A 21,691-nucleotide genomic window follows, 5' to 3' on the forward strand; every position below is an offset into this window, starting at 1 on the left:
CCAGCAATTAATCAGGATAGTGAAATGCAACAGAGCTGGCAGCTCTATATGCTGCAAACCGCCGCCGGGATGCTTTATACCGGCATCACAACCGATGTTGATCGCCGTCTGCTACAACACCAGTCAGGACGCGGTGCGCGCTCACTGCGCGGTAAGGGGCCGCTGACGCTGGTGTTTCACTGTGCCGCCGGGGATCGCTCCGCCGCCTCCCGCCTGGAATATCAGGTGAAGCAGTTGAGCCGCACGCAAAAGCTGCTGCTGGTGGCGCAGCAGCCTGCCTGCCTGAACGCGTGGTTCAATCGAAACGATTAAAAGGCTCGGAGAAGGCGATCAGCCCTTCAGCGCCCACGAATGCGTCATCCGCGAGTTTATACACCTGAAATGCGGCTTCGCTGCCTAACCAGCGACAATGCAAACCGTGTCTCGCTGCCGGTTCGAAACCCAGCGGGTTATAAAATTCTGGATCGCCCAGAACCACCACCGCGCTGTAGCTAAATTCATTTAGCGAATCCAATCCTTCGTACACCAGCTTTTTGGCAATGCCTTGTCTCCGCACCGATTCATCCACTGCGAGCGGTGCCAGTGCCACCCAGTTGCGATCTTCACCCTGAAGCGTGACCGGGCTAAAGGCCGCGTAGCCCAGCACCTGTCCCTCATCATCCGTGGCCACTACACCGAGCGTGAGTAAACCGTCTTCGCGAAGTTGTTGCACCAGTTCCGCTTCGGCTGCGGTAGCAAAACTGCGCTTTAACAGGTTGTCGATGCCCGCCGCATCCACACCAATTTCAGTACGAATCAACATGAGATCTCCGCGCGCGCCTCAGCGGCCTTCGCGTCCTGTTTCATTCCTGCCTCAACGAAGGCAGCCAGCTGCTGTAACCCGGCGCGCAAAGGCGTGGGCATGGCATCCAGTTCAATAGCATCCATTAGATTCTTCACCTCCAGCCCCAGCTCCGTGTCGCCTTCAATCACCAAACGGCGTTGAAAAAACAACATATCAGGGTCTGCTTTGCGTGCTGCTACCAGCAACAGATCGTTGGCTTCGCCACGAAACCAGACATCTGCCTCGGCGTCGCGCGAAACGGTCAGGCGGCCATCTTGCAAGGTGGTGATCCAGCGCAGATTGACATCCGCAATCTCGATCCCCAGAAAGCGCCCTTCCAGAAAGTCTAACTCACCTTCAGACAAAGCATGACGAAATTGCCAGTTTAAGAGTTGTTGCAAAACCACTTTTTTTACAGGGAATGGGGTAAATGAAACAGGTAAGGCAAGGAATTCTGGGCCTTTTTCGACAATCAGGCCGCGTAAGCGCGTGAGCATAATCAACAATCCCTTCAGAAAATTTTACCTATATTGCCACATCCCTGCCGCTGCGACTCCACTGAGATCAAGGAAATCGCTGAACAACTGGTTAAATAATCTCCACTCCGCCTCATCAATATGGCTTTCACTGCCTTAAATCAACATTCCTGTCTGGCACCTTCTCTACACTTTACCGCTTCTGAATTCGGGGAGGAAAACGTATGGAACTGCTGTGTCCAGCGGGGAATTTACCTGCGCTGAAATCGGCGGTGGAGCATGGCGCCGATGCGGTGTATGTCGGCCTGAAAGATGACACCAATGCCCGCCACTTTGCTGGCCTCAATTTTACCGACAAGAAACTGGCCGAAGCCGCGCGCTTTCTGCATCAGAATCGCCGCAAACTGCATGTGGCCATCAACACTTTTGCGCATCCAGACGGCATCAATCGCTGGCAGAGCGCCATTGATGTGGCGGCACAAAACGGGGCCGATGCCTTGATCCTCGCGGATATTGCCACGCTGGAATATGCCGCGCGGCGGTATCCGCAGGTTGAGCGCCATCTCTCTGTACAAGCCTCAGCGACGAATTTGCAGGCCATCCACTTTTATCATCGCCATTTCGATTTGAGCCGTGTGGTGCTGCCGCGCGTGCTTTCGATGCATCAGGTGAGACAGCTGGCGCGCGAGACGCCAGTGCCGCTGGAGGTCTTTGCCTTCGGCAGCCTCTGCATCATGGCTGAGGGCCGCTGCTATCTCTCTTCATGGCTGACGGGTGAATCACCCAACAGTGCGGGGGCCTGCTCGCCCGCCAAATTTGTGCGCTGGCAGCAAACGCCGCAGGGGATGGAATCCCGTCTCAATGAGGTACTGATCGACCGTTACGGCACCGAGGAGAGCGCCGGTTATCCCACACTGTGCAAAGGCCGTTATGAAGTGGATAACCAGCGCTATCACGTGCTGGAAGAGCCCACCAGCCTGAATACACTGTCGCTGCTGCCTGAACTGCTGCGCGCTAATATTGCCTCGGTGAAAATTGAGGGACGCCAACGCAGCCCCGCCTATGTGGCGCAGGTCGCCAAGGTGTGGCGCCAGGCGATTGATCGCTGCATGGCCTCGCCCGAGCAGTTTGCTGTGCAAGAGCCGTGGATGCGCGCACTGGGTGAGCTTTCTGAGGGTAGCCAGACCACGCTGGGTGCTTATCACCGCGACTGGCAGTAAGGAGAACCGATGAAATACGCAATCGGGCCGGTGCTGTGGTACTGGCCAACCGAATCACTGGACGCTTTTTATCAGAAAGCCGCAGAGAGCAGCGCCGAGATTATCTATCTCGGTGAAGCGGTATGCAGTAAACGCCGCGCCACCTCGTTTAACCAGTGGATGGAGATGGGCCGCACGCTGGCTCAGCATGGCAAACAAGTGGTGCTGAGCACGCTGGCGCTGCTGCAGTCGCCCTCTGAAGTGAAAGAGCTAAGACGCTACGTCGAAAATGGCGAGTTTTTGCTGGAGGCCAACGACATCGGCACGGTGAACATGGCGGCGGAACGTCAGCTGCCGTTTGTTGCCGGGCCCACACTTAACGTCTACAACGCACAAACGCTGCAGCTGTTACTCAAAGAGGGCATGACGCGTTGGTGTATGCCGGTAGAGATGTCACGCGACTGGCTGATTCAGCTGCTACAGCAGTGTGACGCCGCCGGCGTGCGCGATAAATTCGAAGTAGAAGTGCTCGGCTACGGTCATCTGCCTTTGGCACTCTCGGCACGCTGCTTCACTGCGCGTTCGGAAAACCGATCCAAGGATGATTGCCAGACGTGCTGTATCAACTATCCCACCGGACGCCGCGTGCTGTCGCAAGAGGGCCAACAGGTGTTTGTGCTGAATGGGATTCAGACCATGAGCGGCTACTGCTATAACCTGGGTAATGACCTTGCCGGCATGCATAACTGGATCGACATTGTGCGCCTGTCACCACAGGATGAAAGCACGCTGGCTGAGATCGATCGTTTCCGCGCTAACGAAGCGGGAGAAGCGCCGCTGATGATGGCGCGCGGCAGTGACAGCAATGGTTACTGGCGTCGTTTAGCCGGTATGGCGCTGGAGGGTGGCCGGTAAAGGCACATTCCGGCTATATTCCTGCTGTTATTAGCAGTTTAAATATGGGTAATGATGCGTAATACTGACTGGCGCAGGTTTATCAACACCTGCGCCATCATAAGCTGGAGTGCCCATGTCTGAGAAAAAAACTGTTCGCCTGTCCGTACTGGATCTGGCACCGATTCCACAAGGTTCTGCCGCGCGAGAAGCCTTCCACAATTCACTGGCGCTGGCGCGTCAATCTGAAGCGTTAGGTTTCCACCGTTACTGGCTCGCTGAGCACCACAACATGACCGGTATCGCCAGTGCGGCGACCTCCGTGTTGATTGGCTATCTGGCCGCCAATACAGAAACCTTGCGTTTGGGTTCTGGCGGCATCATGTTGCCCAACCATGCGCCGCTGGTGATCGCCGAACAGTTTGGTACGCTGGAATCGCTGTATCCTGGCCGTATTGACTTGGGGCTGGGCCGTGCGCCGGGTTCCGACCAACGCACCATGCTGGCGTTGCGCCGTCATCTCTCCAGTGCTCAGGCGGATAGCTTCCCAGAAGACGTGGCGGAACTGATTCGCTGGTTTGACGCCGAAGAGGGTGAACATCCGCCGGTGCAGCCGGTACCCGGTTTGGGTCTGAAAATTCCAGTGTGGCTGCTGGGTTCCAGTCTCTACAGCGCACAGTTGGCCGCGCAACTGGGCTTGCCGTTTGCCTTCGCCTCCCACTTTGCACCTGACCTGTTGTTCCAGGCGCTGCATCTCTATCGCGAGAAATTTAAGCCTTCTGCGCGTCTGGCAAAACCTTACGCCATGGTGTGCGTCAATGTGGTGGCAGCCGATAGCGAACGCGATGCGCGCTTCCTGTTCACCTCAATGCAGCAGCAGTTCATCAACCTGCGTCGTGGCAAACCGGGTCCACTGCCTGCGCCGGTTGAGAATATGGATAACCTGTGGTCACCGTCCGAACAATATGGTGTACAGCAGGCGCTGAGCATGTCGATCGTCGGTGACAGTGACAAAGTACGCCAGGGGCTGGCCGCGTTAATACGTGAAACCCAGGCGGATGAAATCATGGTTAACGGCCAGATTTTCGATCCGCAAGCGCGTCTGCGCTCCTTTGCTTTGGCGATGGAAGCGGCTCGCTCGCTGTAATGGTTACTGCGGTGGGTTCAACCCTTCTGGCCCCACCGCCACCGTACGAATATCCCGCGCGGGTGATTGCCCGTAAAATCGACTGTACTCACGGCTGAACTGTGACGCACTCTGGTACCCCACGCGATATCCCGCCGTACCCGCATCTAACTTCTCAATCAGCATCAAACGCCGCGCTTCGTTGAGGCGTAATTGCTTCTGGTATTGCATCGGTGTCATCGCCGTCACCGCTTTAAAGTGATGATGCAGCGATGAAATGCTCATGCCGACGCTGCTGGCCAGCTGGTCCATTTTTAATGGCTGATGAAAGTGTTCACGCAACCAGCGTGCGGCCCGCGCCACTTTGTTGCCGGGACGTTCGGTTAACGCCATATTGAGAATGCGTGGCCCTTCTGGTCCCGTCAGCAAGCGATAGAAAATCTCCTGCTCAATCAAGGGGGCTAGAGCGGGAATGTCTTGCGGTTGATCCAACAACTCGACAAGACGAATCACCGCATCCACCAATGGCGGTGCGACTTTGTGAACAGTGATGCCGCGCTCATTCAGCCTCGTCGCCTCCACCTGCTGTAGCGGAAAGTGTTCGAGGTAACGCATCAAGCGGGTTTCGTTGATGGTGATGCCGACGCCGAGATTGGGCTTCTCTGGCGTGGCCAACACCACGCAGGATTGCACCGGCATATCCAACGTCACCAACAGCAAGTCACCCGCGCCGTAATGCATCACGTCATCGCCCATGCGCAGGGCTTTTTGCCCCTGCGCCACCAGAGCGAAACTAGCCCAGGTGGCCACATGCGCCAGACTGGTCGGCTTGGAGCTTCGTCCAAAGGAGAGAAAATCAATTGCGCTGAAGTGGCGGCCATCTTCCGGGGTGTGGCGGGCAATCATCGCCACCAGTTGCTGCCACTGTTCCTGATGAATCATGCGTTATGCGCTCCGCGATGAGAAATCACTGTAGGGTTATTCTCGCTTGTCGCCGATGCGCCGCCTAGTCCAAAACCCTCACATTTGCAGGATCGTGCAAAAACCTTGCAGGATTGCGCTACCGCCAGATTGTATGGACAGCGCATGCTTACCCTTCCCCGAATTCTCAGGTGGAGAGACCCAATGAAAGCACTTGAAGGCAAAATTGCGCTGGTGACGGGCGCGTCGAAAGGCATTGGCGCCGCCATTGCTATGACTTTCGCGGCGGCCGGCGCCCGGGTAGTGGTGAATTATCGCCAGGACGAGGTGGGTGCGGCTGACGTGGTCACAGACATCTGTGCACTGGGCAGTGACGCCATCGCCGTACAGGCTGATATCTCCCGCGAGGCCGATGTGCAGCGTTTATTCGCGCGCAGCATCGAGCAGTTTGGCGCACCGGATATCGTGGTCAATAACGCCGGTATTTTTCATCACGGTGACTTTACCGATCTCAGCATCAGCGAGATGCAGCAACAACTCAATGTGAATGTGCTGGGCACACTGCTGGTCAGCCAACAAGCCGCCAGGCACTTCCCTGCGCGTGGCGGCACCATCATCAACCTCAGTGCGTTGAACAGCCAACGCAGCTCCCCAGGTTCGGTATTGTGGGCCGCCACCAAAGGTGCCATTGATACCTTAACGCAGGGGCTGGCGCGCGAACTGGGACCGCGTAATATCCGCGTTAACGCGTTGGCGCCGGGTATTATTTTGACGGAAGGGTTGCTGGCGGCGAAGAAGATGAATCCAGACGTCAAAGCCAAGCTGATTGCGGCCACACCCTTAGGACGATTTGGCCTGCCGGAAGATGTTGCCCAGGTGGCGCTGTTTTTGGCTTCTGAAGAGTCAGCATATGTGAGTGGTGAGCGAGTGCTGATTGCTGGCGGTGTGTAAAATTTAGTTTACGACATAAAAAAGGGACGCCGAAGCGTCCCTTTTATTTTTTAAGCGATTAACGTTTATGCGTCACGACGACGTGGTGCAGCAGCGCCGTCTTCACGACGTGGAGCGCGACCGCCATCACGGCTGAAACGTCCGCCTTCACGACCACCTTCACGGCGATCAGAGAAGCGACGCGGTGCACCTTCACCACGAGGTGCGCCATTGCCACGACGCTCGCCATCACGGCCAGCAGGACGACGATCGCTACGCTCATGTACTGGCGCATCACCCATCAGCTGCATATTCATCGGCTTGTTCAGAATACGCGTGCGAGTGAAGTGCTGCAGAACTTCGCCCGGCATGCCTTTCGGCAGTTCGATGGTTGAGTGAGTACCAAACAGCTTGATGTTACCGATGTAACGGCTGCTGATGTCGCCTTCGTTAGCAATCGCGCCAACAATGTGACGAACTTCAACACCATCATCACGGCCCACTTCAATGCGGTACAGCTGCATTTCGCCAACGTCACGACGTTCGCGACGTGGACGATCGCCATCACGGCTGTCACGTGGACCACGAGAGTCGCGTGAATCACGACGGTCATCACGTTCGCGGAATTCACGACGTGGTGGACGCGGAGCTTCTGGTGGCAGAATCAGTGGACGTTCGCCCTGTGCCATTTTCAGCAGTGCTGCGGCCAGTGTTTCGATGTCCAAATCTTCGCCCGGCTGCATTTTGCTCAGCAGTGCGCGGTACATGTCCAGATCGCTGCTTTCCAGCTGTTGCTGTACTTTTGCGGCGAACTTAGCCAGACGACGCTCACCCAGCAGTTCTGCGTTTGGCAGCTCAACTTCTGGAATGGTCAGCTTCATGGTGCGCTCGATGTTACGCAGCAGACGACGCTCGCGGTTCTCAACGAACAGCAGTGCGCGACCCGCACGACCCGCACGGCCGGTACGACCGATACGGTGAACGTAAGACTCTGCGTCCATCGGAATGTCGTAGTTAACCACCAGGCTGATACGCTCAACGTCCAGACCACGAGCTGCAACATCGGTGGCGATCAGGATGTCGAGACGACCATCTTTCAAACGCTCCAGCGTCTGCTCACGCAGTGCCTGGTTCATGTCACCGTTCAGCGCGGCGCTGTTATAACCGCTGCGCTCCAGCGCTTCGGCCACTTCCAGCGTCGCGTTTTTGGTACGCACGAAGATGATAGCCGCATCGAAATCTTCCGCTTCCAGGAAACGCACCAGCGCGTCAGTTTTACGACCGTAAGCGGTCCAGTAAGACTGAGAGATATCAGGACGCGTGGTCAGGCTTGACTGAATGCGTACTTCCTGTGGATCTTTCATGAAGCGCTTAGTAATACGACGAATCGCTTCTGGCATGGTAGCGGAGAACAGCGCAGTCTGATGACCGTCTGGAATCTGCGCCATGATGGTTTCAACGTCTTCGATGAAGCCCATACGCAGCATTTCATCCGCTTCGTCCAGCACCAGGCCACGCAGGTTAGACAGGTCTAAGGTGCCGCGTTTCAGGTGATCCAGCAGACGGCCAGGCGTACCCACAACAACCTGTGGACCCTGACGCAGTGCACGCAACTGCACGTCATAACGTTGGCCGCCGTACAGGGCCACGACGTTAACGCCACGCATGTGTTTAGAGAATTCGGTCATGGCTTCAGCAACCTGAACAGCCAATTCGCGAGTTGGAGCCAGCACCAAAATTTGCGGTGCTTTAACAGATGGATCAATGTTGTTCAGCAGCGGCAGGGAGAATGCCGCCGTTTTACCACTACCGGTCTGCGCCATACCCAGCACATCACGGCCCGCCAGCAGGTGAGGAATACACTCAGCCTGGATTGGGGATGGCTTAACGTAGCCCATGCCGTTCAGTGATTCGAGGATGTCAGCGTTCAGGCCAAGGTCAGAAAAAGTGGTTTGAATATCAGTCATGTAGTACACGTGCCTCTTAGATTGCGGCGGCCAGTCTACATAACTCGTCGTGAAAATTTTCAGTCATTTTCATCAAAAAGTGTGAACCGGCTCAAATTAGAAGTTTTGACGAACAGAAAAGCCCTCACCTTGAAGATGATGACTTTACAAGAATTCAGGCAAAAAAAGTTCGTCAGCTATTGCTGGTCAGATTCTGATAAATCGTCTTGTGTCTGGCCGAGTTGCGCCAGTTCCAACAATGCGTATCGGTGCTCAACAAAGTTGTTAACATTGTTAGCCACCGCCAGTTTGAACAACGCTTTCGCGTCGTCCTTCTCCCCCAGACTTAGGTAGTACTTACCTAAATAGAAGTTGGTTTCACTGAGATGTTCAGCGAGCGAGGTGTTATCCGTTGCGTCCGCCTTGAGACGTTCCATCAGCGTTTTTTCACTGATGTCGCCAAGGTAGAACTCGACAATATTCCATCCCCATTGGTCCCGAACCGCTTTGTCGTGGCGCTGTTGTAGCGCGACTTTTGCCTTGTCTGCATCCATATCGCTTTCAACGAGATAGAGCCAAAGGCTGCGGAAAGGATCGTTAGGATCGTCTTGATAAAACGCCAGCAGATCATCTTGCGCTAACTTGTATCGACCGCCGTAATAGAGGGCGATACCACGGTTTAAATGCGCATAGTTGTAAGTTGGATCAAGCTCAAGTACAGAATCAAACGCTTCATAGGCAGCATCAAAATTGCCTGCCTGCGTTAGATATATACCAAGGTAGTTAAACACCTCGGGCATATCTGGTCTTATAGACAGCGCTTGCGAAAAATCGTTCCGCGCTAATGCCCTCAGACCCAAACTATCATACAACACTCCGCGCTCATATAATAGCTGTGCGCGTTCATCATCGGTGAGGGCACGACTGGCAAGAATTTGTTCCATGCGCGCCAGGATCACCTCTTGCTGCAGTGTGGGCTGCAAAGGTACTGCCAGAACTTCGTTCTTACGCCAATTGGAGTTGCTGCATCCTGCCAGCGTGATAGCTGTCGCAACAAAACACCAGCGCAAAAAAGGCTTCATTTCCCACTCCCGAATACAAACATTGGGATAACCATCCTGTCATCCGCCTGCTGTGCACAAGGATTCCCGCCCTCGCGATGATCCAAACACCTCTCCCCACAATGCAGGGAGAGGCCAATCAGTAAACGCTTACTCGGCGTCAGGTGCATCAGTCGCAGCAGTGGTTTCTTCTGCTGGTTTCTGCTCTGTCGCTTCTTTGATGCTCAGGCGTACGCGGCCCTGACGGTCCACTTCCATGACTTTCACTGGAACTTCCTGACCCATCTGCAGGTAATCGGTCACTTTCTCAACGCGCTTATCAGCGATCTGAGAAATATGTACCAGACCTTCTTTACCGCCGCCGATGGCCACGAAGGCACCGAAGTCAACGATACGCGTCACTTTACCTTCGTAGATACGGCCGACTTCGATTTCAGCGGTAATCTGTTCGATACGACGAATCGCTTCTTTCGCTTTGTTGCCGTCGGTTGCAGCGATCTTCACGGTGCCATCATCTTCGATTTCGATGGTGGTGCCGGTTTCTTCGGTCAGAGCACGGATAACAGAACCGCCTTTACCGATGACATCTTTGATCTTGTCTGCGCTGATCTTAATGGTGTAAATGCGCGGCGCGAACTCAGAGATTTCCTGACGCGGCGTGCTGATAGCCTGTTCCATCACGCTCAGGATGTGCAGACGCGCGCCCTTAGCCTGGTTCAGTGCCACCTGCATGATTTCGCGGGTGATACCTTCGATTTTGATATCCATCTGCAGTGCAGTGATACCGTCGCGGCTACCCGCAACTTTGAAGTCCATATCGCCGAGGTGATCTTCGTCACCCAGGATATCAGACAGAACCACGAAGTTTTCGTCTTCTTTAACCAGACCCATCGCGATACCGGCTACGGCCGCTTTGATTGGTACACCTGCATCCATCAGCGCCAGAGAAGCACCGCACACAGACGCCATTGAAGAAGAACCGTTGGATTCGGTGATTTCAGACACTACACGAACGGTGTATGGGAACTCTTCCTGCTTAGGCATCACTGCCAGCACACCGCGCTTAGCCAAACGCCCGTGACCGATTTCACGACGCTTAGGTGAGCCAACCATACCGGTTTCGCCCACAGAGTACGGAGGGAAGTTGTAGTGGAACAGGAAGCTGTCAGTACGCTCGCCCATCAGCTCATCAAGGCTCTGTGCATCACGTGCGGTACCCAGAGTAGCGGTAACCAGCGCCTGCGTTTCACCACGGGTGAACAGGGAAGAACCGTGAGTACGTGGCAATACGCCAGTACGCACGTCCAGACCACGAATCATGTCTTTTTCACGACCATCGATACGCGGCTCACCACGGATGATGCGGCTACGTACAACACTTTTCTCAAGGTCATGAACGATGTCAGCGATTTCAGCCGCATCCAGTGACTCATCTTCCGCTTTTAATGCAGCGATGGTGGCGTCTTTAACCACACCAACCTGAGTGTAACGCTCTTGTTTATCAGTGATGCGGTAAGCATCGCTGATACCGGTTTCAGCTAATGCCGCAACACGTGCAATCAACGCATCGTTGGCTGGCTCTGGCTGCCAGTCCCAACGCGGTTTGCCTGCTTCAGCAACCAGTGCGTTAATGTTTTCGATAACAACCTGCTGCTGATCGTGGCCGAACACCACAGCGCCCAGCATCTGATCTTCAGTCAGAATTTCAGCTTCAGATTCAACCATCAGAACCGCATTCTGCGTACCTGCAACCACCAGGTCCAGACGAGAGGTTTTGATTTCATCAGCGGTTGGGTTCAGAACGTACTGGTCATTGATGTAACCAACACGTGCAGCACCGATAGGGCCGTTGAATGGCAGGCCAGACAATGCCAGTGCAGCAGAGGCACCAATCATCGCAACGATATCTGGGTTGACCTGAGGGTTAACAGAAACAACGGTAGCGATAACCTGCACTTCGTTGATGAAACCTTCCGGGAACAGAGGACGTACTGGACGGTCAATCAGACGGGAGATCAGGGTTTCGCCTTCGCTTGGACGGCCTTCACGACGGAAGAAGCTACCCGGGATACGACCAGCAGCGTAAGTACGCTCCTGATAGTTAACCGTCAACGGGAAGAAATCCTGACCTGGTTTGGTTTTTTTCTGGCCAACAACGGTAACGAATACCGCAGTGTCGTCCATGCTCGCCATTACTGCTGCAGTGGCCTGGCGCGCCATCATGCCGGTTTCCAGCGTGACGGTATGCTGACCATATTGGAATTTGCGTACGATCGGGTTCAGCAAAATTTAAGTCCTTAATTCGAGGGGCAAGCCCATTTTGGCTCGCCGGGATTTACCGATCTTTAGTTGCATCCTCGCGACTAATGACAATCTTCAACCGCTCTGGCGGTAAAGCCTCTCATTAGCCGCGCGAAACGCTGCAAGCAAAGATCACTCTCAGCAACAATACATGAGTTTGGTACGGATTGCTGCGGATTGCTCGAAAAAAGGGGCCATAAAGGCCCCCTTTTCGCGAAACTCGCACAAATCTGATCGTCAGATGCGGTTTTCTGCATACTGCATGCACTACATCGTTGATCAGATTCTTCAGACTTAGCGACGCAGACCCAGGGTTTCGATCAGGCTGGTGTAGCGAGCAACGTCTTTACGCTTCAGGTAGTCCAGCAGCTTACGACGCTGAGATACCATGCGCAGCAGACCGCGACGGCTGTGGTGGTCTTTCTTGTGCTCAGAGAAGTGACCCTGCAGGTGGTTAATCTGAGCAGTCAGCAGAGCAACCTGAACTTCAGTTGAACCGCTGTCGTTAGCACCACGACCGAATTTAGCAACGATCTCTGCTTTAGCTTCTACGCTTAGAGACATAATAAACTCCAGATAAAAAAATGAATGTATGGGTGCCGATCTCTAATTCAGCAGCCCGCTTTTAAAGCCGCGCTATTCTACTCTTCGCCAGATAGCAACGCAAATGCGTCGTAAAGGCTAAAGCCTGTGTTTCGATTAGGCGGGAAACTCAACCACCAGACGACGCGGCGCGACACGCCCATCATCCGCGATTTCAGCCATACCAATGAATTTGTGGCCGTCACCTTCAGTGACACGCACCAAACCCTGTTCAGGGGCATTCGCCACCTGCACCGGCATACCTTGTTTGAAAAAGGCCGCCACAGAAGGGAGCAAATTCACGACAGGAAACTCTTCTGCTGGGCTGTCCATCGGTAACAGCAAGGCGTCCAGAGTGGTGTAATCCGGCGTTTCAGTGGCATTAACTGCAGCGGCCATCTCTTGCAGTTGTTCAAGCGTGATCATTCTTTCAATCGGATAACGCGCTACCTGCAGACGACGCAGCATAATCACATGCGCACCGCAGCCAAGTTTTTCACCCAAATCATCGATGATGGTGCGGATGTAAGTCCCTTTGGAGACATGAATCTCCAGCTCCAGTTCATCGCCTTCCCAGCGAATAAACTGCAGTTCGAATACACGGATAGGGCGTGCTTCACGCGGAACAGTAATGCCTTCGCGTGCATATTCGTACAGCTTACGACCCTGATACTTCAGTGCGGAGAACATGGTCGGCACCTGCATGGTGTCACCACGAAAGCTCTCCAGCGCATCGTCCAACATCGCCTGGTTAAAGGTCACCGGGCGTGTTTCGACGATGTTGCCATCGGCATCTGAGGTATCCGTGCGCTCACCCAACTTTGCAATCACACGATAACGTTTATCGGAATCGAGCAGAAACTGCGAAAACTTGGTCGCTTCACCGAGGCAAACCGGCAACATGCCAGTGGCCAGGGGATCCAGCGCGCCGGTGTGGCCCGCTCGATTAGCATTAAACAGGCGCTTCACTTTCTGCAGGACATCATTAGAGGATGCACCCTGATGCTTATCCAGCAAAAACACACCGTGGACGTCGCGACCGCGACGACGAGGACGACTCATTAGTCCTCCTTGTCATCTTCCGCCGGGCTTTCACCTCGACGCTCAACATCACTCTTGATAACGTTACTGACGAGGTTAGACATGCGCATACCTTCGATCAGTGAGTTGTCATAGAAGAAGGTCAATTCCGGCACGATACGCAGACGCATCGCTTTACCCACCAGAATACGGATATAGCCTGAGGCTTCTTTCAGCGCTTTCAGGCCATTTTTTACCGCATCTTCGTCCTGATCATTCAGGAAGGTCACGAACACTTTGGCGTAAGCCAGATCGCGTGAGACTTCCACGCCAGAGACGGTCACCATCATGCCAAGACGCGGATCTTTGATTTCGCGCTGCAGGATGATAGCGATTTCTTTTTGCAGTTCCTGAGATACGCGCTGTGGGCGGCCAAATTCTTTTGCCATTTTTCTTTCTCCCAAATAATTCGGGAGGCCAGAGGCCTCCCAAATTGCAACACATCAGATAATAATCAATCGATGGTGCGTTTAATTTCAATCACTTCAAAGACTTCGATCATATCGCCAACACGAACGTCGTTGTAGTTCTTCACGCCGATACCACACTCCATGCCATTACGCACTTCGTTGACATCGTCTTTAAAGCGACGCAGAGATTCCAGTTCGCCTTCGTAAATCACCACGTTGTCGCGCAGCACGCGAATCGGGTTGTGACGTTTGATGTTGCCTTCGGTGACCATACAGCCTGCGATAGCGCCGAACTTCGGTGACTTGAACACGTCACGTACTGCAGCCAGACCGATAATCTGCTGTTTGAACTCTGGCGCCAACATACCGCTCATTGCCGCTTTAACTTCGTCGATCAGATTATAGATGACGGAGTAGTAACGCAGGTCAACGTTTTCAGCATCAATCACGCGGCGAGCAGAAGCATCAGCACGCACGTTGAAGCCGAGGATGATCGCGTTGGATGCTGCAGCCAGGGTTGCGTCAGTTTCGGTGATACCACCCACGCCTGAACCGATGATGCGCACTTTCACTTCGTCGGTAGAGAGTTTCAGCAGAGAATCGGAGATCGCTTCCACAGAACCCTGTACGTCGGATTTCAGTACGATGTTCAGCTCGGACACTTCGCCTTCGGTCATGTTGGCGAACATGTTCTCCAACTTCGACTTCTGCTGACGCGCCAGCTTCACTTCGCGGAACTTGCCCTGACGATACAGTGCAACTTCACGTGCTTTCTTCTCATCACGAACGACAGTCGCTTCATCACCTGCTGCTGGCACACCAGACAGACCAAGGATTTCCACTGGAATCGATGGACCGGCTTCCAGTACTTCGCGGCCCAGTTCATCACGCATCGCACGGACACGGCCGTATTCGAAGCCACAGAGTACGATATCGCCTTTGTTCAGCGTACCTTCACGCACCAGTACGGTAGCAACCGGACCACGACCTTTGTCGAGGAACGATTCGATAACCACACCGCTCGCCATACCTGCACGAATCGCTGTCAGCTCCAGGACTTCAGCCTGCAGCAGAATCGCATTCAGCAGGTCATCAATACCGGTACCGGCTTTCGCAGAGACGTTAACGAACATGTTCTCGCCGCCCCACTCTTCCGGAATGATGCCGTACTGAGTCAGTTCGTTTTTAACGCGATCCGGATCGGCTTCTGGCTTATCGATTTTGTTCACAGCAACCACAACCGGCACCTGCGCCGCTTTTGCGTGCTGGATAGCTTCGATGGTCTGTGGCATCACGCCGTCATCCGCGGCAACAACCAGGATAACGATATCCGTTGCCTGAGCACCACGAGCACGCATAGCGGTAAACGCGGCGTGACCTGGGGTATCCAGGAAGGTGATCATACCGTTGTCAGTTTCAACGTGGTATGCACCGATATGCTGAGTAATACCGCCAGCCTCGCCAGAGGCGACTTTGGTTGAACGGATATAGTCGAGCAGTGAAGTTTTACCGTGGTCAACGTGACCCATGATGGTCACGACTGGCGCGCGGCTCTCTTGCGCGGCATCGGTATCACGGTCGTCCATTACCGCTTCTTCCAGCTCATTCTCACGGCGCAGGATCACTTTGTGACCCATTTCTTCCGCGACCATCTGAGCCGTTTCCTGGTCGATGACCTGGTTAATGGTCGCCATGGCGCCCATCTTCATCATCGCTTTTACAACCAGAGAGCCTTTGATTGCCATTTTATTGGCCAGCTCAGCAACGGAGATAGTTTCACCGATGATGACATCGCGGTTCACCGCCTGTGCTGGCTTGTTAAAGCCCTGCTGCAGTGAACTTGGTTTACGGTGCTTGCCGCCTTTACCGCCACGTACCTGAGCACGTGCTTCTTCGCGGTCGGTTTTCGCTTCAGAATGTTTGTTGCCTTTCTTCACCGGGCGAGCAGCTTTAGCGGTACGCGTACGCGTACGGCCAGCTTCAACCTGACGATCGTTCTCGTCTTCAGCCTGACGGGCATGAGTTGAGGTAGTGACGTGGTAATCACCCTTATCCTCTTCTTCAGGTTTTTCCCATTCAGCCGCTTTTTCTTCAGCCAGACGTTTAGCTTCTTCTGCCACGCGACGGGCATCTTGTTCTAGCTTACGACGCGCTTCTTCTTCTGATTTACGTTTCAGTTCAGCCGCTTCGGCTTCACGACGGGCTTTATCAGATTGCGCAGCCTTGGTTACTTCGTCGGTAGGTTGATTAGTCACTTTCTCATTTTCCGCTGCTTCACGCTTAGCCTTTTCAGCGGCTTCGCGCTTGGCTTTATCTTCGGCTTCACGTTGCGCTTTTTGTTCAGCTTCGCGACGGGCTTGTTCTTCCGCCTCGCGACGCGCCTGCTCTTCCGCTTCACGCTGCGCCTCGGCTTCTGCTTCTGCCTGAGCTTGCTCAGACTCTGCATCACCTTTCACGTATGTGCGCTTTTTGCGGACTTCGATTTGCACCGACTTACTTTTACCCCCGGTGACGGGAATATTCAAGGTGCTGCGCGTTTTGCGCTGCAAAGTCAGTTTACTTGAACCGGTCTGACCGTGTTCACGATTCAAATGGGACAGTAAGGTTTCTTTCTCTTGCTGGGATACCGCATCGTTTTCAGACTTGCGGATCCCTGCGTCAGCAAATTGCTGTACCAGGCGATCGACCGGAGTCTGAATTTCGGCGGCCAGCGATTTTACGGTTACATCTGTCATGCTGTTCCTTCCTGTTATTACGCGTCATCGCCGAACCAGCAGATATTACGTGCAGCCATGATCAGCGCACCGGCTTTCTCATCATCCAGCCCTTCAATATCTGTCAGATCGTCAACACCTTGCTCAGCGAGATCTTCCAGCGTGCAAACGCCTTTAGACGCCAGGCGATACGCCAGCGTGCGATCTAAGCCCTCAAGATTCAGAAGATCCTCAGCGGGCTCCTGATTACCAAGGCTCTCTTCTTTCGCTAATGCCAGGGTGGTTAACGCATTTTTTGCTCGTTCACGCAGGGCTTCAATGGTCTCTTCGTCGAGGCCGTCGATTTCCAGCAGCTCGTTGATTGGCACATAAGCCAATTCTTCCAGCGAAGAGAAGCCCTCTTCCACCAGAACGGTGGCGAACTCTTCGTCGATGTCGAGATGTTTGGTGAACATATCGATCGCTGCGTGGGCTTCAGCCTGATGCTTAGCCTGCAGATCATCGACGGTCATCACGTTCAGTTCCCAGCCACTCAGTTGGGAAGCCAGACGCACGTTTTGGCCGTTACGGCCGATCGCTTGAGCCAGATTCCCGGCTTCAACCGCGATATCCATGGTGTGATTGTCTTCATCCACCACGATAGACGCCACATCGGCTGGCGCCATGGCGTTAATCACGAACTGCGCTGGGTTATCGTCCCACAGCACAATGTCGATACGCTCACCGCCCAGTTCGCTTGAAACAGCCTGCACACGCGCACCGCGCATACCGACACAAGCACCCACTGGATCGATACGTTTATCGTTGGTCTTCACAGCGATTTTCGCACGTGAACCCGGATCGCGCGCTGCCGCTTTGATCTCGATAACTTCTTCGCCGATTTCTGGTACTTCAATGCGGAACAGCTCGATCAGCATTTCCGGCTTAGAACGGGTCACAAACAGCTGCGCGCCACGTGCTTCTGGACGCACGGCATACAACACACCGCGAATACGGTCGCCTGGGCGGAAGTTTTCACGTGGCAGCATGTCTTCACGACCAATCACAGCTTCAGCATTGCTGCCGAGGTCCAGTGAAATGCTATCGCGGTTCACTTTTTTCACCACGCCGGTGATGATCTCACCTTCGTGCTGACGGAACTGATCAACCACCATCGCGCGCTCAGCTTCGCGCACTTTCTGCACGATAACCTGCTTCGCGGTTTGCGTAGTGATGCGGTCGAAGGTCACAGATTCGATCTGATCTTCAACGTATTCGCCCAGATTGAACGCTTCATCTTCGAAGCGAGCGGCATCCAGCGTAATCTCACGGGTCGGCTGAGTGACTTCTTCAACAATCTGCCAGCGACGGAAAGTATCGAAATCGCCGCTGCGGCGGTCAATGCTGACGCGCACTTCGATCTCTTGCTCATACTTCTTTTTGGTCGCAGTGGCCAAAGCGCTCTCCAGCGCTTCGAAGATTTTCTCACGCGGCAGGGCTTTTTCGTTAGAAACGGCTTCTACTACAGCTAAGATCTCTTTGTTCATCCTGGTTAGCCTCAATCCGGACTTTTAAAAGTGGGGGACCAGGTTCGCTTTCTGAATGTTGCTCAGCGCGAACACTTCATCGTTACCCTCAACGGTCACCGTGATCATCTCGCCCTCAACAGACTTGATGATGCCCTGCCATTTACGGCGGTTCTGTACGGCCATACGCAGCACCACGCTCACTTCATCACCGACGAAACGAGTATAGTGTTCAGCAGTGAAAAGAGGACGCTCGAGACCTGGCGAGGAAACTTCAAGGTTGTAAGCGACAGTAATCGGATCTTCCACATCCATTACAGCGCTGACCTGGTGGCTAACATCGGCACAATCATCAACATTGATACCGTCTTCACTATCAATATAGATGCGCAAAGTCGATGTGCGACCGCGAACGAATTCGATACCGACCAATTCGTAGCCAAGCGCTTCTACTGGAGCGGTGATCAAATCAGTCAATTTTTGCTCTAATGTGGACAAGCCCACCCCCAAGACATAAAAAAAGGGCCTATAGCCCAGTGTTGCGATTCCTGATAACAAAAAACCCCGAAAATTCGGGGCTTTTTGTGACTGGACCCTGTACGCCGCATGGCGGCTTCGGCACATAATCCAAAAGAATTTTTTTCAAAAACTCACTGAGGATGCGTCCGTCGATGCATACAGTATATTTGAAAAAGAACTCTAAGGGAAAGTGGTTGCGGGGGCCGGATTTGAACCGACGACCTTCGGGTTATGAGCCCGACGAGCTACCAGGCTGCTCCACCCCGCGTCCGAAAACGTGGCGAATATTACGCCGATCTTGCGAAAAAAGCAAGTTTTACTGAGATTTGGTACCGAGGACGGGACTTGAACCCGTAAGCCCTTTCGAGCACTACCACCTCAAGGTAGCGTGTCTACCAATTTCACCACCTCGGTACTGCACTGACTGCGACGTTGTATTGCCGCTTTAAGCGTTGACGATATTACTGTGGGATGTCATTGCCCGGCGTGGCCGGTTTAGCTGGCTGAGTCTGTTGTTGAGACTGAGCCGGCGCAGTGAGGTTTTCCCACTCGCTTCCTTTAGAAGACTTGTTGGTGTTCAGATTGCCCAGAACCAGACTGATAATGAAGAACAAGGTCGCCAGCACAGCGGTCATACGAGTCATAAAGTTACCAGACCCGGTTGAACCGAACAGTGTACCAGAGGCGCCTGCACCGAATGAGGCTCCCATATCAGCGCCTTTGCCTTGCTGCAGCATGATCAGACCTACGAGGCCAATCGCTACAATAAGGAAAACAACTAACAGAGCTTCGTACATCATCAACCTGATTCCTTGCGCGTTATCTGCACAGTTAAAGCTTCACCAATATTGACGGGGAGTATCGTCATCACCCATCAGAAGCGGGTGTGAATACTAACCAATGGTGCATACCTCTGCAAGTGCAATTTACACGAACTTTATTGATTGCGGAAAAAAGCGCCATCATGGTGATTTTACAGGCGGAAAGGCCACAGCCTCTCCGCCTGGCGTGGCGTTATACGGCTTTCACCGCATCGGCAATTTTGTGCGCGAGTTCAGTCACCAGCTTCTCGTCTTCACCTTCCACCATCACGCGAATCAGTGGCTCTGTGCCCGATTTACGCAGCAGCACGCGCCCTCTTCCCGCCAGCGTCTTTTCTACTTCCGCTGTCACGGCTTTCACGCTGTCACTCTCCAGAGGATCATGGCTGCCCGTAAAACGCACATTGACCAGCACCTGAGGCAACATTTTCATCCCACTGCACAAGTCGTGCAGGCTCATGTGATTGCGTACAATCGCAGTGAGTACTTGCAAACTGGCAACGATCCCGTCGCCAGTGCTGATTTTGTCGAGCAAAATCACATGCCCGGAGTTTTCAGCGCCCATGCGCCAGCCCTTCTCCTGCATTTTCTCCAGCACATAGCGGTCACCGACTTTGGCACGGGTAAACGGAATGCCTAACTGCTTCAACGCCAGTTCCAGACCCATGTTGCTCATCAACGTGCCCACCACACCGCCGCGCAGCTGACCCTGACGCAGTGCCTCGCGTGCAATGATGTAGAGGATCTGATCGCCATCGACCTTCTCACCTAAATGGTCAACCATCATGATGCGGTCGCCGTCACCGTCATAGGCCAGACCGAGATCGGCTTTCTCATCCAGTACGCGCTGTTGCAGCATGCGCAGATCGGTGGCACCGCACTCTTTGTTAATGTTCATGCCATCAGGCTGCACGCCGATGGCAATGACTTTGGCACCCAGTTCACGCAGCACATTTGGGGCGATGTGGTAAGTCGCCCCGTTGGCGCAGTCCACCACAATCTTCAAACTGTTGAGGCTCAGCTCACTGGGGAAAGTGCCTTTGCAGAACTCAATGTAGCGACCGGCAGCATCGACAATGCGGCTCGCACGACCCAGTTCGGCTGATTCCACGCAGGTCAGTGGCTTCTCAAGTTCCAGCTCAATGGCTTCTTCGACTTCATCCGGCAGTTTGGTGCCTTCAGCAGAGAAGAATTTAATGCCGTTGTCATCGAACGGGTTATGCGATGCCGAGATCACAATGCCAGCCTCAGCACGGAAAGTTCGCGTCAGATAAGCAATGGCAGGCGTTGGCATTGGGCCGGTAAAGGCCGCAGACAGGCCTGCCGCGGCAAGTCCTGCTTCCAACGCGGACTCCAGCATATAACCGGAAATACGCGTGTCTTTACCTATCAATACTTTCTTAGAGCCAGAACGTGCCAGCACTTTTCCGGCCGCGAAGCCCAGCTTCAGTACAAAGTCAGGTGTAATAGGCGCTTCGCCTACTTTGCCACGGATGCCATCTGTACCGAAATATTTACGATTACTCATGCCTTTATCCTTTTGCTCTCCGTGTCGCTTCGACGACGCGCATCGCTTCGACAGTCTCTTTCACATCATGAACGCGAATAATTTGTGCCCCCTGCATCGCGGCAATCACCGCACAGCTCAGGCTACCGGTCAGGCGCTGCGCCGGACCGACATTTAACAACTGGCCAATCATCGACTTACGCGACATCCCCACCAACAGCGGCAAACCAAAGTGGTGGAAATGGCTGAGTTCGGCCAGCAGTTGATAATTGTGGTTGAGATTCTTACCGAAACCGAAGCCAGGGTCGAGTAACAGATTTTCTTTTTTAATGCCTGCAGCTTCACAGCGCGCAATCTGCGTGGTGAAGTAAGCGTCCACTTCGCTCACGATATCGTTATATTCCGGTGCCTGCTGCATAGTCCGCGGCTCACCCTGCATGTGCATCAGGCACACCGGCAGCCCGGTCTCTGCCGCAGCAGCCAATGCACCCGGCTCAGAGAGTGAACGAATGTCATTAATGATGTGAGCACCCACTCGCGCAGATTCACGGATGACTTCTGGTTTGGAGGTATCAACCGAGATCCAGACCTCGAAGCGCTGGGCAATGGCCTCCACCACCGGAATCACACGTGCCAGTTCTTCCTCAACACTCACCTCATCCGCACCAGGTCGCGTTGATTCGCCGCCCACATCGATAATGGTGGCACCGGCATTCACCATCTCATTGGTATGCGTCAGCGCGTCCACCAGCGTGTTATGCGTTCCACCATCAGAGAAAGAGTCCGGCGTGACATTCAAAATACCCATCACATGGGGAAACGACAGATCGAGATGGGAATCACGGGCGTACAACTTCATGGCGGAAATCTCCTTGG

Annotated in this window: 21 protein-coding genes and 2 tRNA genes; 5 read left to right on the forward strand and 18 right to left on the reverse strand. The window is 53.9% G+C overall.

The features are described from left to right. Positions 1-24 precede the first annotated feature (24 nt). Positions 25-312, forward strand: coding sequence for a GIY-YIG nuclease family protein (locus QMZ30_RS06750; RefSeq protein ID WP_283226808.1), 288 nt, complete (start codon positions 25-27; stop codon positions 310-312). Here QMZ30_RS06750 and QMZ30_RS06755 read toward each other — a convergent pair. Beyond that, positions 296-802, reverse strand: coding sequence for a GNAT family N-acetyltransferase (locus QMZ30_RS06755; protein ID WP_283226809.1), 507 nt, complete (start codon positions 800-802; stop codon positions 296-298). The genes QMZ30_RS06750 and QMZ30_RS06755 overlap by 17 nt on opposite strands. Next, positions 796-1,320, reverse strand: coding sequence for a ubiquinone anaerobic biosynthesis accessory factor UbiT (gene ubiT / locus QMZ30_RS06760; RefSeq protein WP_283226810.1), 525 nt, complete (start codon positions 1,318-1,320; stop codon positions 796-798). Before ubiT ends, QMZ30_RS06755 begins: the two co-directional genes overlap by 7 nt. 203 nt (positions 1,321-1,523) lie before the next feature. Here ubiT and ubiU point away from each other — a divergent pair, with 203 nt between their 5' ends. The 3 genes from ubiU (at position 1,524) to QMZ30_RS06775 (ending at position 4,539) form a co-directional block, all read left to right on the forward strand. Further along, positions 1,524-2,519 carry a ubiquinone anaerobic biosynthesis protein UbiU gene (ubiU, locus tag QMZ30_RS06765; RefSeq protein WP_283226811.1) on the forward strand — a complete coding sequence of 332 codons (996 nt, stop codon included), beginning with the start codon at positions 1,524-1,526 and terminating at the stop codon, positions 2,517-2,519. 9 nt (positions 2,520-2,528) lie between these two features. Next, the gene (locus QMZ30_RS06770) at positions 2,529-3,413 is read left to right on the forward strand and encodes a U32 family peptidase (RefSeq protein ID WP_283226812.1); all 885 of its coding nucleotides are present in this window, start codon (positions 2,529-2,531) and stop codon (positions 3,411-3,413) included. A 115-nt stretch (positions 3,414-3,528) separates the two neighbouring features. Further along, complete coding sequence (locus QMZ30_RS06775; protein ID WP_283226813.1) at positions 3,529-4,539, forward strand: luciferase-like monooxygenase; 1,011 nt, start codon at positions 3,529-3,531, stop codon at positions 4,537-4,539. Between the two features lie 3 nt (positions 4,540-4,542). On the opposite strand, the gene QMZ30_RS06780 is transcribed toward QMZ30_RS06775, so the two are convergent. Then, positions 4,543-5,460 (reverse strand): AraC family transcriptional regulator, encoded by a 918-nt coding sequence (locus QMZ30_RS06780; RefSeq protein WP_283226814.1) that lies wholly within the window; start codon positions 5,458-5,460, stop codon positions 4,543-4,545. A gap of 183 nt (positions 5,461-5,643) precedes the next feature. On the opposite strand from QMZ30_RS06780, the gene QMZ30_RS06785 reads away from it, so the two are divergent. Continuing rightward, positions 5,644-6,390: an SDR family NAD(P)-dependent oxidoreductase gene (locus QMZ30_RS06785; protein WP_283226815.1), complete on the forward strand. Its 747-nt coding sequence runs from the start codon at positions 5,644-5,646 to the stop codon at positions 6,388-6,390. Between the two features lie 65 nt (positions 6,391-6,455). On the opposite strand, the gene QMZ30_RS06790 is transcribed toward QMZ30_RS06785, so the two are convergent. The 15 genes from QMZ30_RS06790 to folP all read right to left on the reverse strand — a co-directional run bounded on the left by QMZ30_RS06790 (position 6,456) and on the right by folP (position 21,674). After that, a complete protein-coding gene (locus QMZ30_RS06790; protein ID WP_283226816.1) occupies positions 6,456-8,336 on the reverse strand; it encodes a DEAD/DEAH family ATP-dependent RNA helicase in 1,881 nt (626 codons plus the stop codon). 16 nt (positions 8,337-8,352) lie between these two features. Beyond that, the gene (gene yrbN, locus QMZ30_RS25865) at positions 8,353-8,409 is read right to left on the reverse strand and encodes a protein YrbN (protein WP_100229640.1); all 57 of its coding nucleotides are present in this window, start codon (positions 8,407-8,409) and stop codon (positions 8,353-8,355) included. A gap of 103 nt (positions 8,410-8,512) precedes the next feature. Further along, entirely contained in the window at positions 8,513-9,397 is an 885-nt protein-coding gene (nlpI, locus tag QMZ30_RS06795) for a lipoprotein NlpI (protein ID WP_039327571.1), read from the reverse strand. Between the two features lie 129 nt (positions 9,398-9,526). Then, positions 9,527-11,662 carry a polyribonucleotide nucleotidyltransferase gene (gene pnp / locus QMZ30_RS06800; RefSeq protein ID WP_039327569.1) on the reverse strand — a complete coding sequence of 712 codons (2,136 nt, stop codon included), beginning with the start codon at positions 11,660-11,662 and terminating at the stop codon, positions 9,527-9,529. Positions 11,663-11,971: 309 nt separating this feature from the next. Continuing rightward, positions 11,972-12,241 (reverse strand): 30S ribosomal protein S15, encoded by a 270-nt coding sequence (gene rpsO, locus QMZ30_RS06805; RefSeq protein WP_034826514.1) that lies wholly within the window; start codon positions 12,239-12,241, stop codon positions 11,972-11,974. Between the two features lie 135 nt (positions 12,242-12,376). After that, positions 12,377-13,321 (reverse strand): tRNA pseudouridine(55) synthase TruB, encoded by a 945-nt coding sequence (gene truB / locus QMZ30_RS06810; RefSeq protein ID WP_282996889.1) that lies wholly within the window; start codon positions 13,319-13,321, stop codon positions 12,377-12,379. Then, a complete protein-coding gene (rbfA, locus tag QMZ30_RS06815; RefSeq protein WP_034826517.1) occupies positions 13,321-13,728 on the reverse strand; it encodes a 30S ribosome-binding factor RbfA in 408 nt (135 codons plus the stop codon). The genes truB and rbfA overlap by 1 nt, the downstream gene beginning before the upstream one ends. 65 nt (positions 13,729-13,793) lie before the next feature. After that, the gene (infB, locus tag QMZ30_RS06820) at positions 13,794-16,484 is read right to left on the reverse strand and encodes a translation initiation factor IF-2 (protein WP_282996890.1); all 2,691 of its coding nucleotides are present in this window, start codon (positions 16,482-16,484) and stop codon (positions 13,794-13,796) included. Between the two features lie 17 nt (positions 16,485-16,501). Beyond that, entirely contained in the window at positions 16,502-17,989 is a 1,488-nt protein-coding gene (nusA, locus tag QMZ30_RS06825) for a transcription termination factor NusA (protein ID WP_283226817.1), read from the reverse strand. Positions 17,990-18,013: 24 nt separating this feature from the next. Next, entirely contained in the window at positions 18,014-18,466 is a 453-nt protein-coding gene (rimP, locus tag QMZ30_RS06830) for a ribosome maturation factor RimP (RefSeq protein ID WP_039327562.1), read from the reverse strand. A 212-nt stretch (positions 18,467-18,678) separates the two neighbouring features. Further along, positions 18,679-18,755, reverse strand: a tRNA-Met gene (locus QMZ30_RS06835). A 59-nt stretch (positions 18,756-18,814) separates the two neighbouring features. Then, a tRNA-Leu gene (locus tag QMZ30_RS06840) sits at positions 18,815-18,901 on the reverse strand. A 47-nt stretch (positions 18,902-18,948) separates the two neighbouring features. Beyond that, on the reverse strand, positions 18,949-19,284 hold the full coding sequence (gene secG, locus QMZ30_RS06845) for a preprotein translocase subunit SecG (protein ID WP_039327559.1): 336 nt from the start codon (positions 19,282-19,284) through the stop codon (positions 18,949-18,951). A gap of 217 nt (positions 19,285-19,501) precedes the next feature. Further along, complete coding sequence (gene glmM / locus QMZ30_RS06850; RefSeq protein ID WP_039327558.1) at positions 19,502-20,836, reverse strand: phosphoglucosamine mutase; 1,335 nt, start codon at positions 20,834-20,836, stop codon at positions 19,502-19,504. Positions 20,837-20,840: 4 nt separating this feature from the next. After that, entirely contained in the window at positions 20,841-21,674 is an 834-nt protein-coding gene (gene folP, locus QMZ30_RS06855) for a dihydropteroate synthase (RefSeq protein WP_058972700.1), read from the reverse strand. Positions 21,675-21,691: the final 17 nt, after the last annotated feature.

This window comes from Pantoea sp. EA-12 (assembly GCF_030053355.1).
GTDB lineage: Bacteria > Pseudomonadota > Gammaproteobacteria > Enterobacterales > Enterobacteriaceae > Pantoea > Pantoea vagans_C.

Bases quoted from the DNA above. Each gene is read 5' to 3' on its own strand.
- QMZ30_RS06750 (WP_283226808.1), top strand. From the start codon at position 25: ATGCAACAGAGCTGGCAGCTCTATATGCTGCAAACCGCCGCCGGGATG.
- QMZ30_RS06755 (WP_283226809.1), bottom strand. From the start codon at position 802: ATGTTGATTCGTACTGAAATTGGTGTGGATGCGGCGGGCATCGACAAC.
- ubiT (WP_283226810.1), bottom strand. From the start codon at position 1,320: ATGCTCACGCGCTTACGCGGCCTGATTGTCGAAAAAGGCCCAGAATTC.
- ubiU (WP_283226811.1), top strand. From the start codon at position 1,524: ATGGAACTGCTGTGTCCAGCGGGGAATTTACCTGCGCTGAAATCGGCG.
- QMZ30_RS06770 (WP_283226812.1), top strand. From the start codon at position 2,529: ATGAAATACGCAATCGGGCCGGTGCTGTGGTACTGGCCAACCGAATCA.
- QMZ30_RS06775 (WP_283226813.1), top strand. From the start codon at position 3,529: ATGTCTGAGAAAAAAACTGTTCGCCTGTCCGTACTGGATCTGGCACCG.
- QMZ30_RS06780 (WP_283226814.1), bottom strand. From the start codon at position 5,460: ATGATTCATCAGGAACAGTGGCAGCAACTGGTGGCGATGATTGCCCGC.
- QMZ30_RS06785 (WP_283226815.1), top strand. From the start codon at position 5,644: ATGAAAGCACTTGAAGGCAAAATTGCGCTGGTGACGGGCGCGTCGAAA.
- QMZ30_RS06790 (WP_283226816.1), bottom strand. From the start codon at position 8,336: ATGACTGATATTCAAACCACTTTTTCTGACCTTGGCCTGAACGCTGAC.
- nlpI (WP_039327571.1), bottom strand. From the start codon at position 9,397: ATGAAGCCTTTTTTGCGCTGGTGTTTTGTTGCGACAGCTATCACGCTG.
- rpsO (WP_034826514.1), bottom strand. From the start codon at position 12,241: ATGTCTCTAAGCGTAGAAGCTAAAGCAGAGATCGTTGCTAAATTCGGT.
- truB (WP_282996889.1), bottom strand. From the start codon at position 13,321: ATGAGTCGTCCTCGTCGTCGCGGTCGCGACGTCCACGGTGTGTTTTTG.
- rbfA (WP_034826517.1), bottom strand. From the start codon at position 13,728: ATGGCAAAAGAATTTGGCCGCCCACAGCGCGTATCTCAGGAACTGCAA.
- infB (WP_282996890.1), bottom strand. From the start codon at position 16,484: ATGACAGATGTAACCGTAAAATCGCTGGCCGCCGAAATTCAGACTCCG.
- nusA (WP_283226817.1), bottom strand. From the start codon at position 17,989: ATGAACAAAGAGATCTTAGCTGTAGTAGAAGCCGTTTCTAACGAAAAA.
- secG (WP_039327559.1), bottom strand. From the start codon at position 19,284: ATGTACGAAGCTCTGTTAGTTGTTTTCCTTATTGTAGCGATTGGCCTC.
- glmM (WP_039327558.1), bottom strand. From the start codon at position 20,836: ATGAGTAATCGTAAATATTTCGGTACAGATGGCATCCGTGGCAAAGTA.
- folP (WP_058972700.1), bottom strand. From the start codon at position 21,674: ATGAAGTTGTACGCCCGTGATTCCCATCTCGATCTGTCGTTTCCCCAT.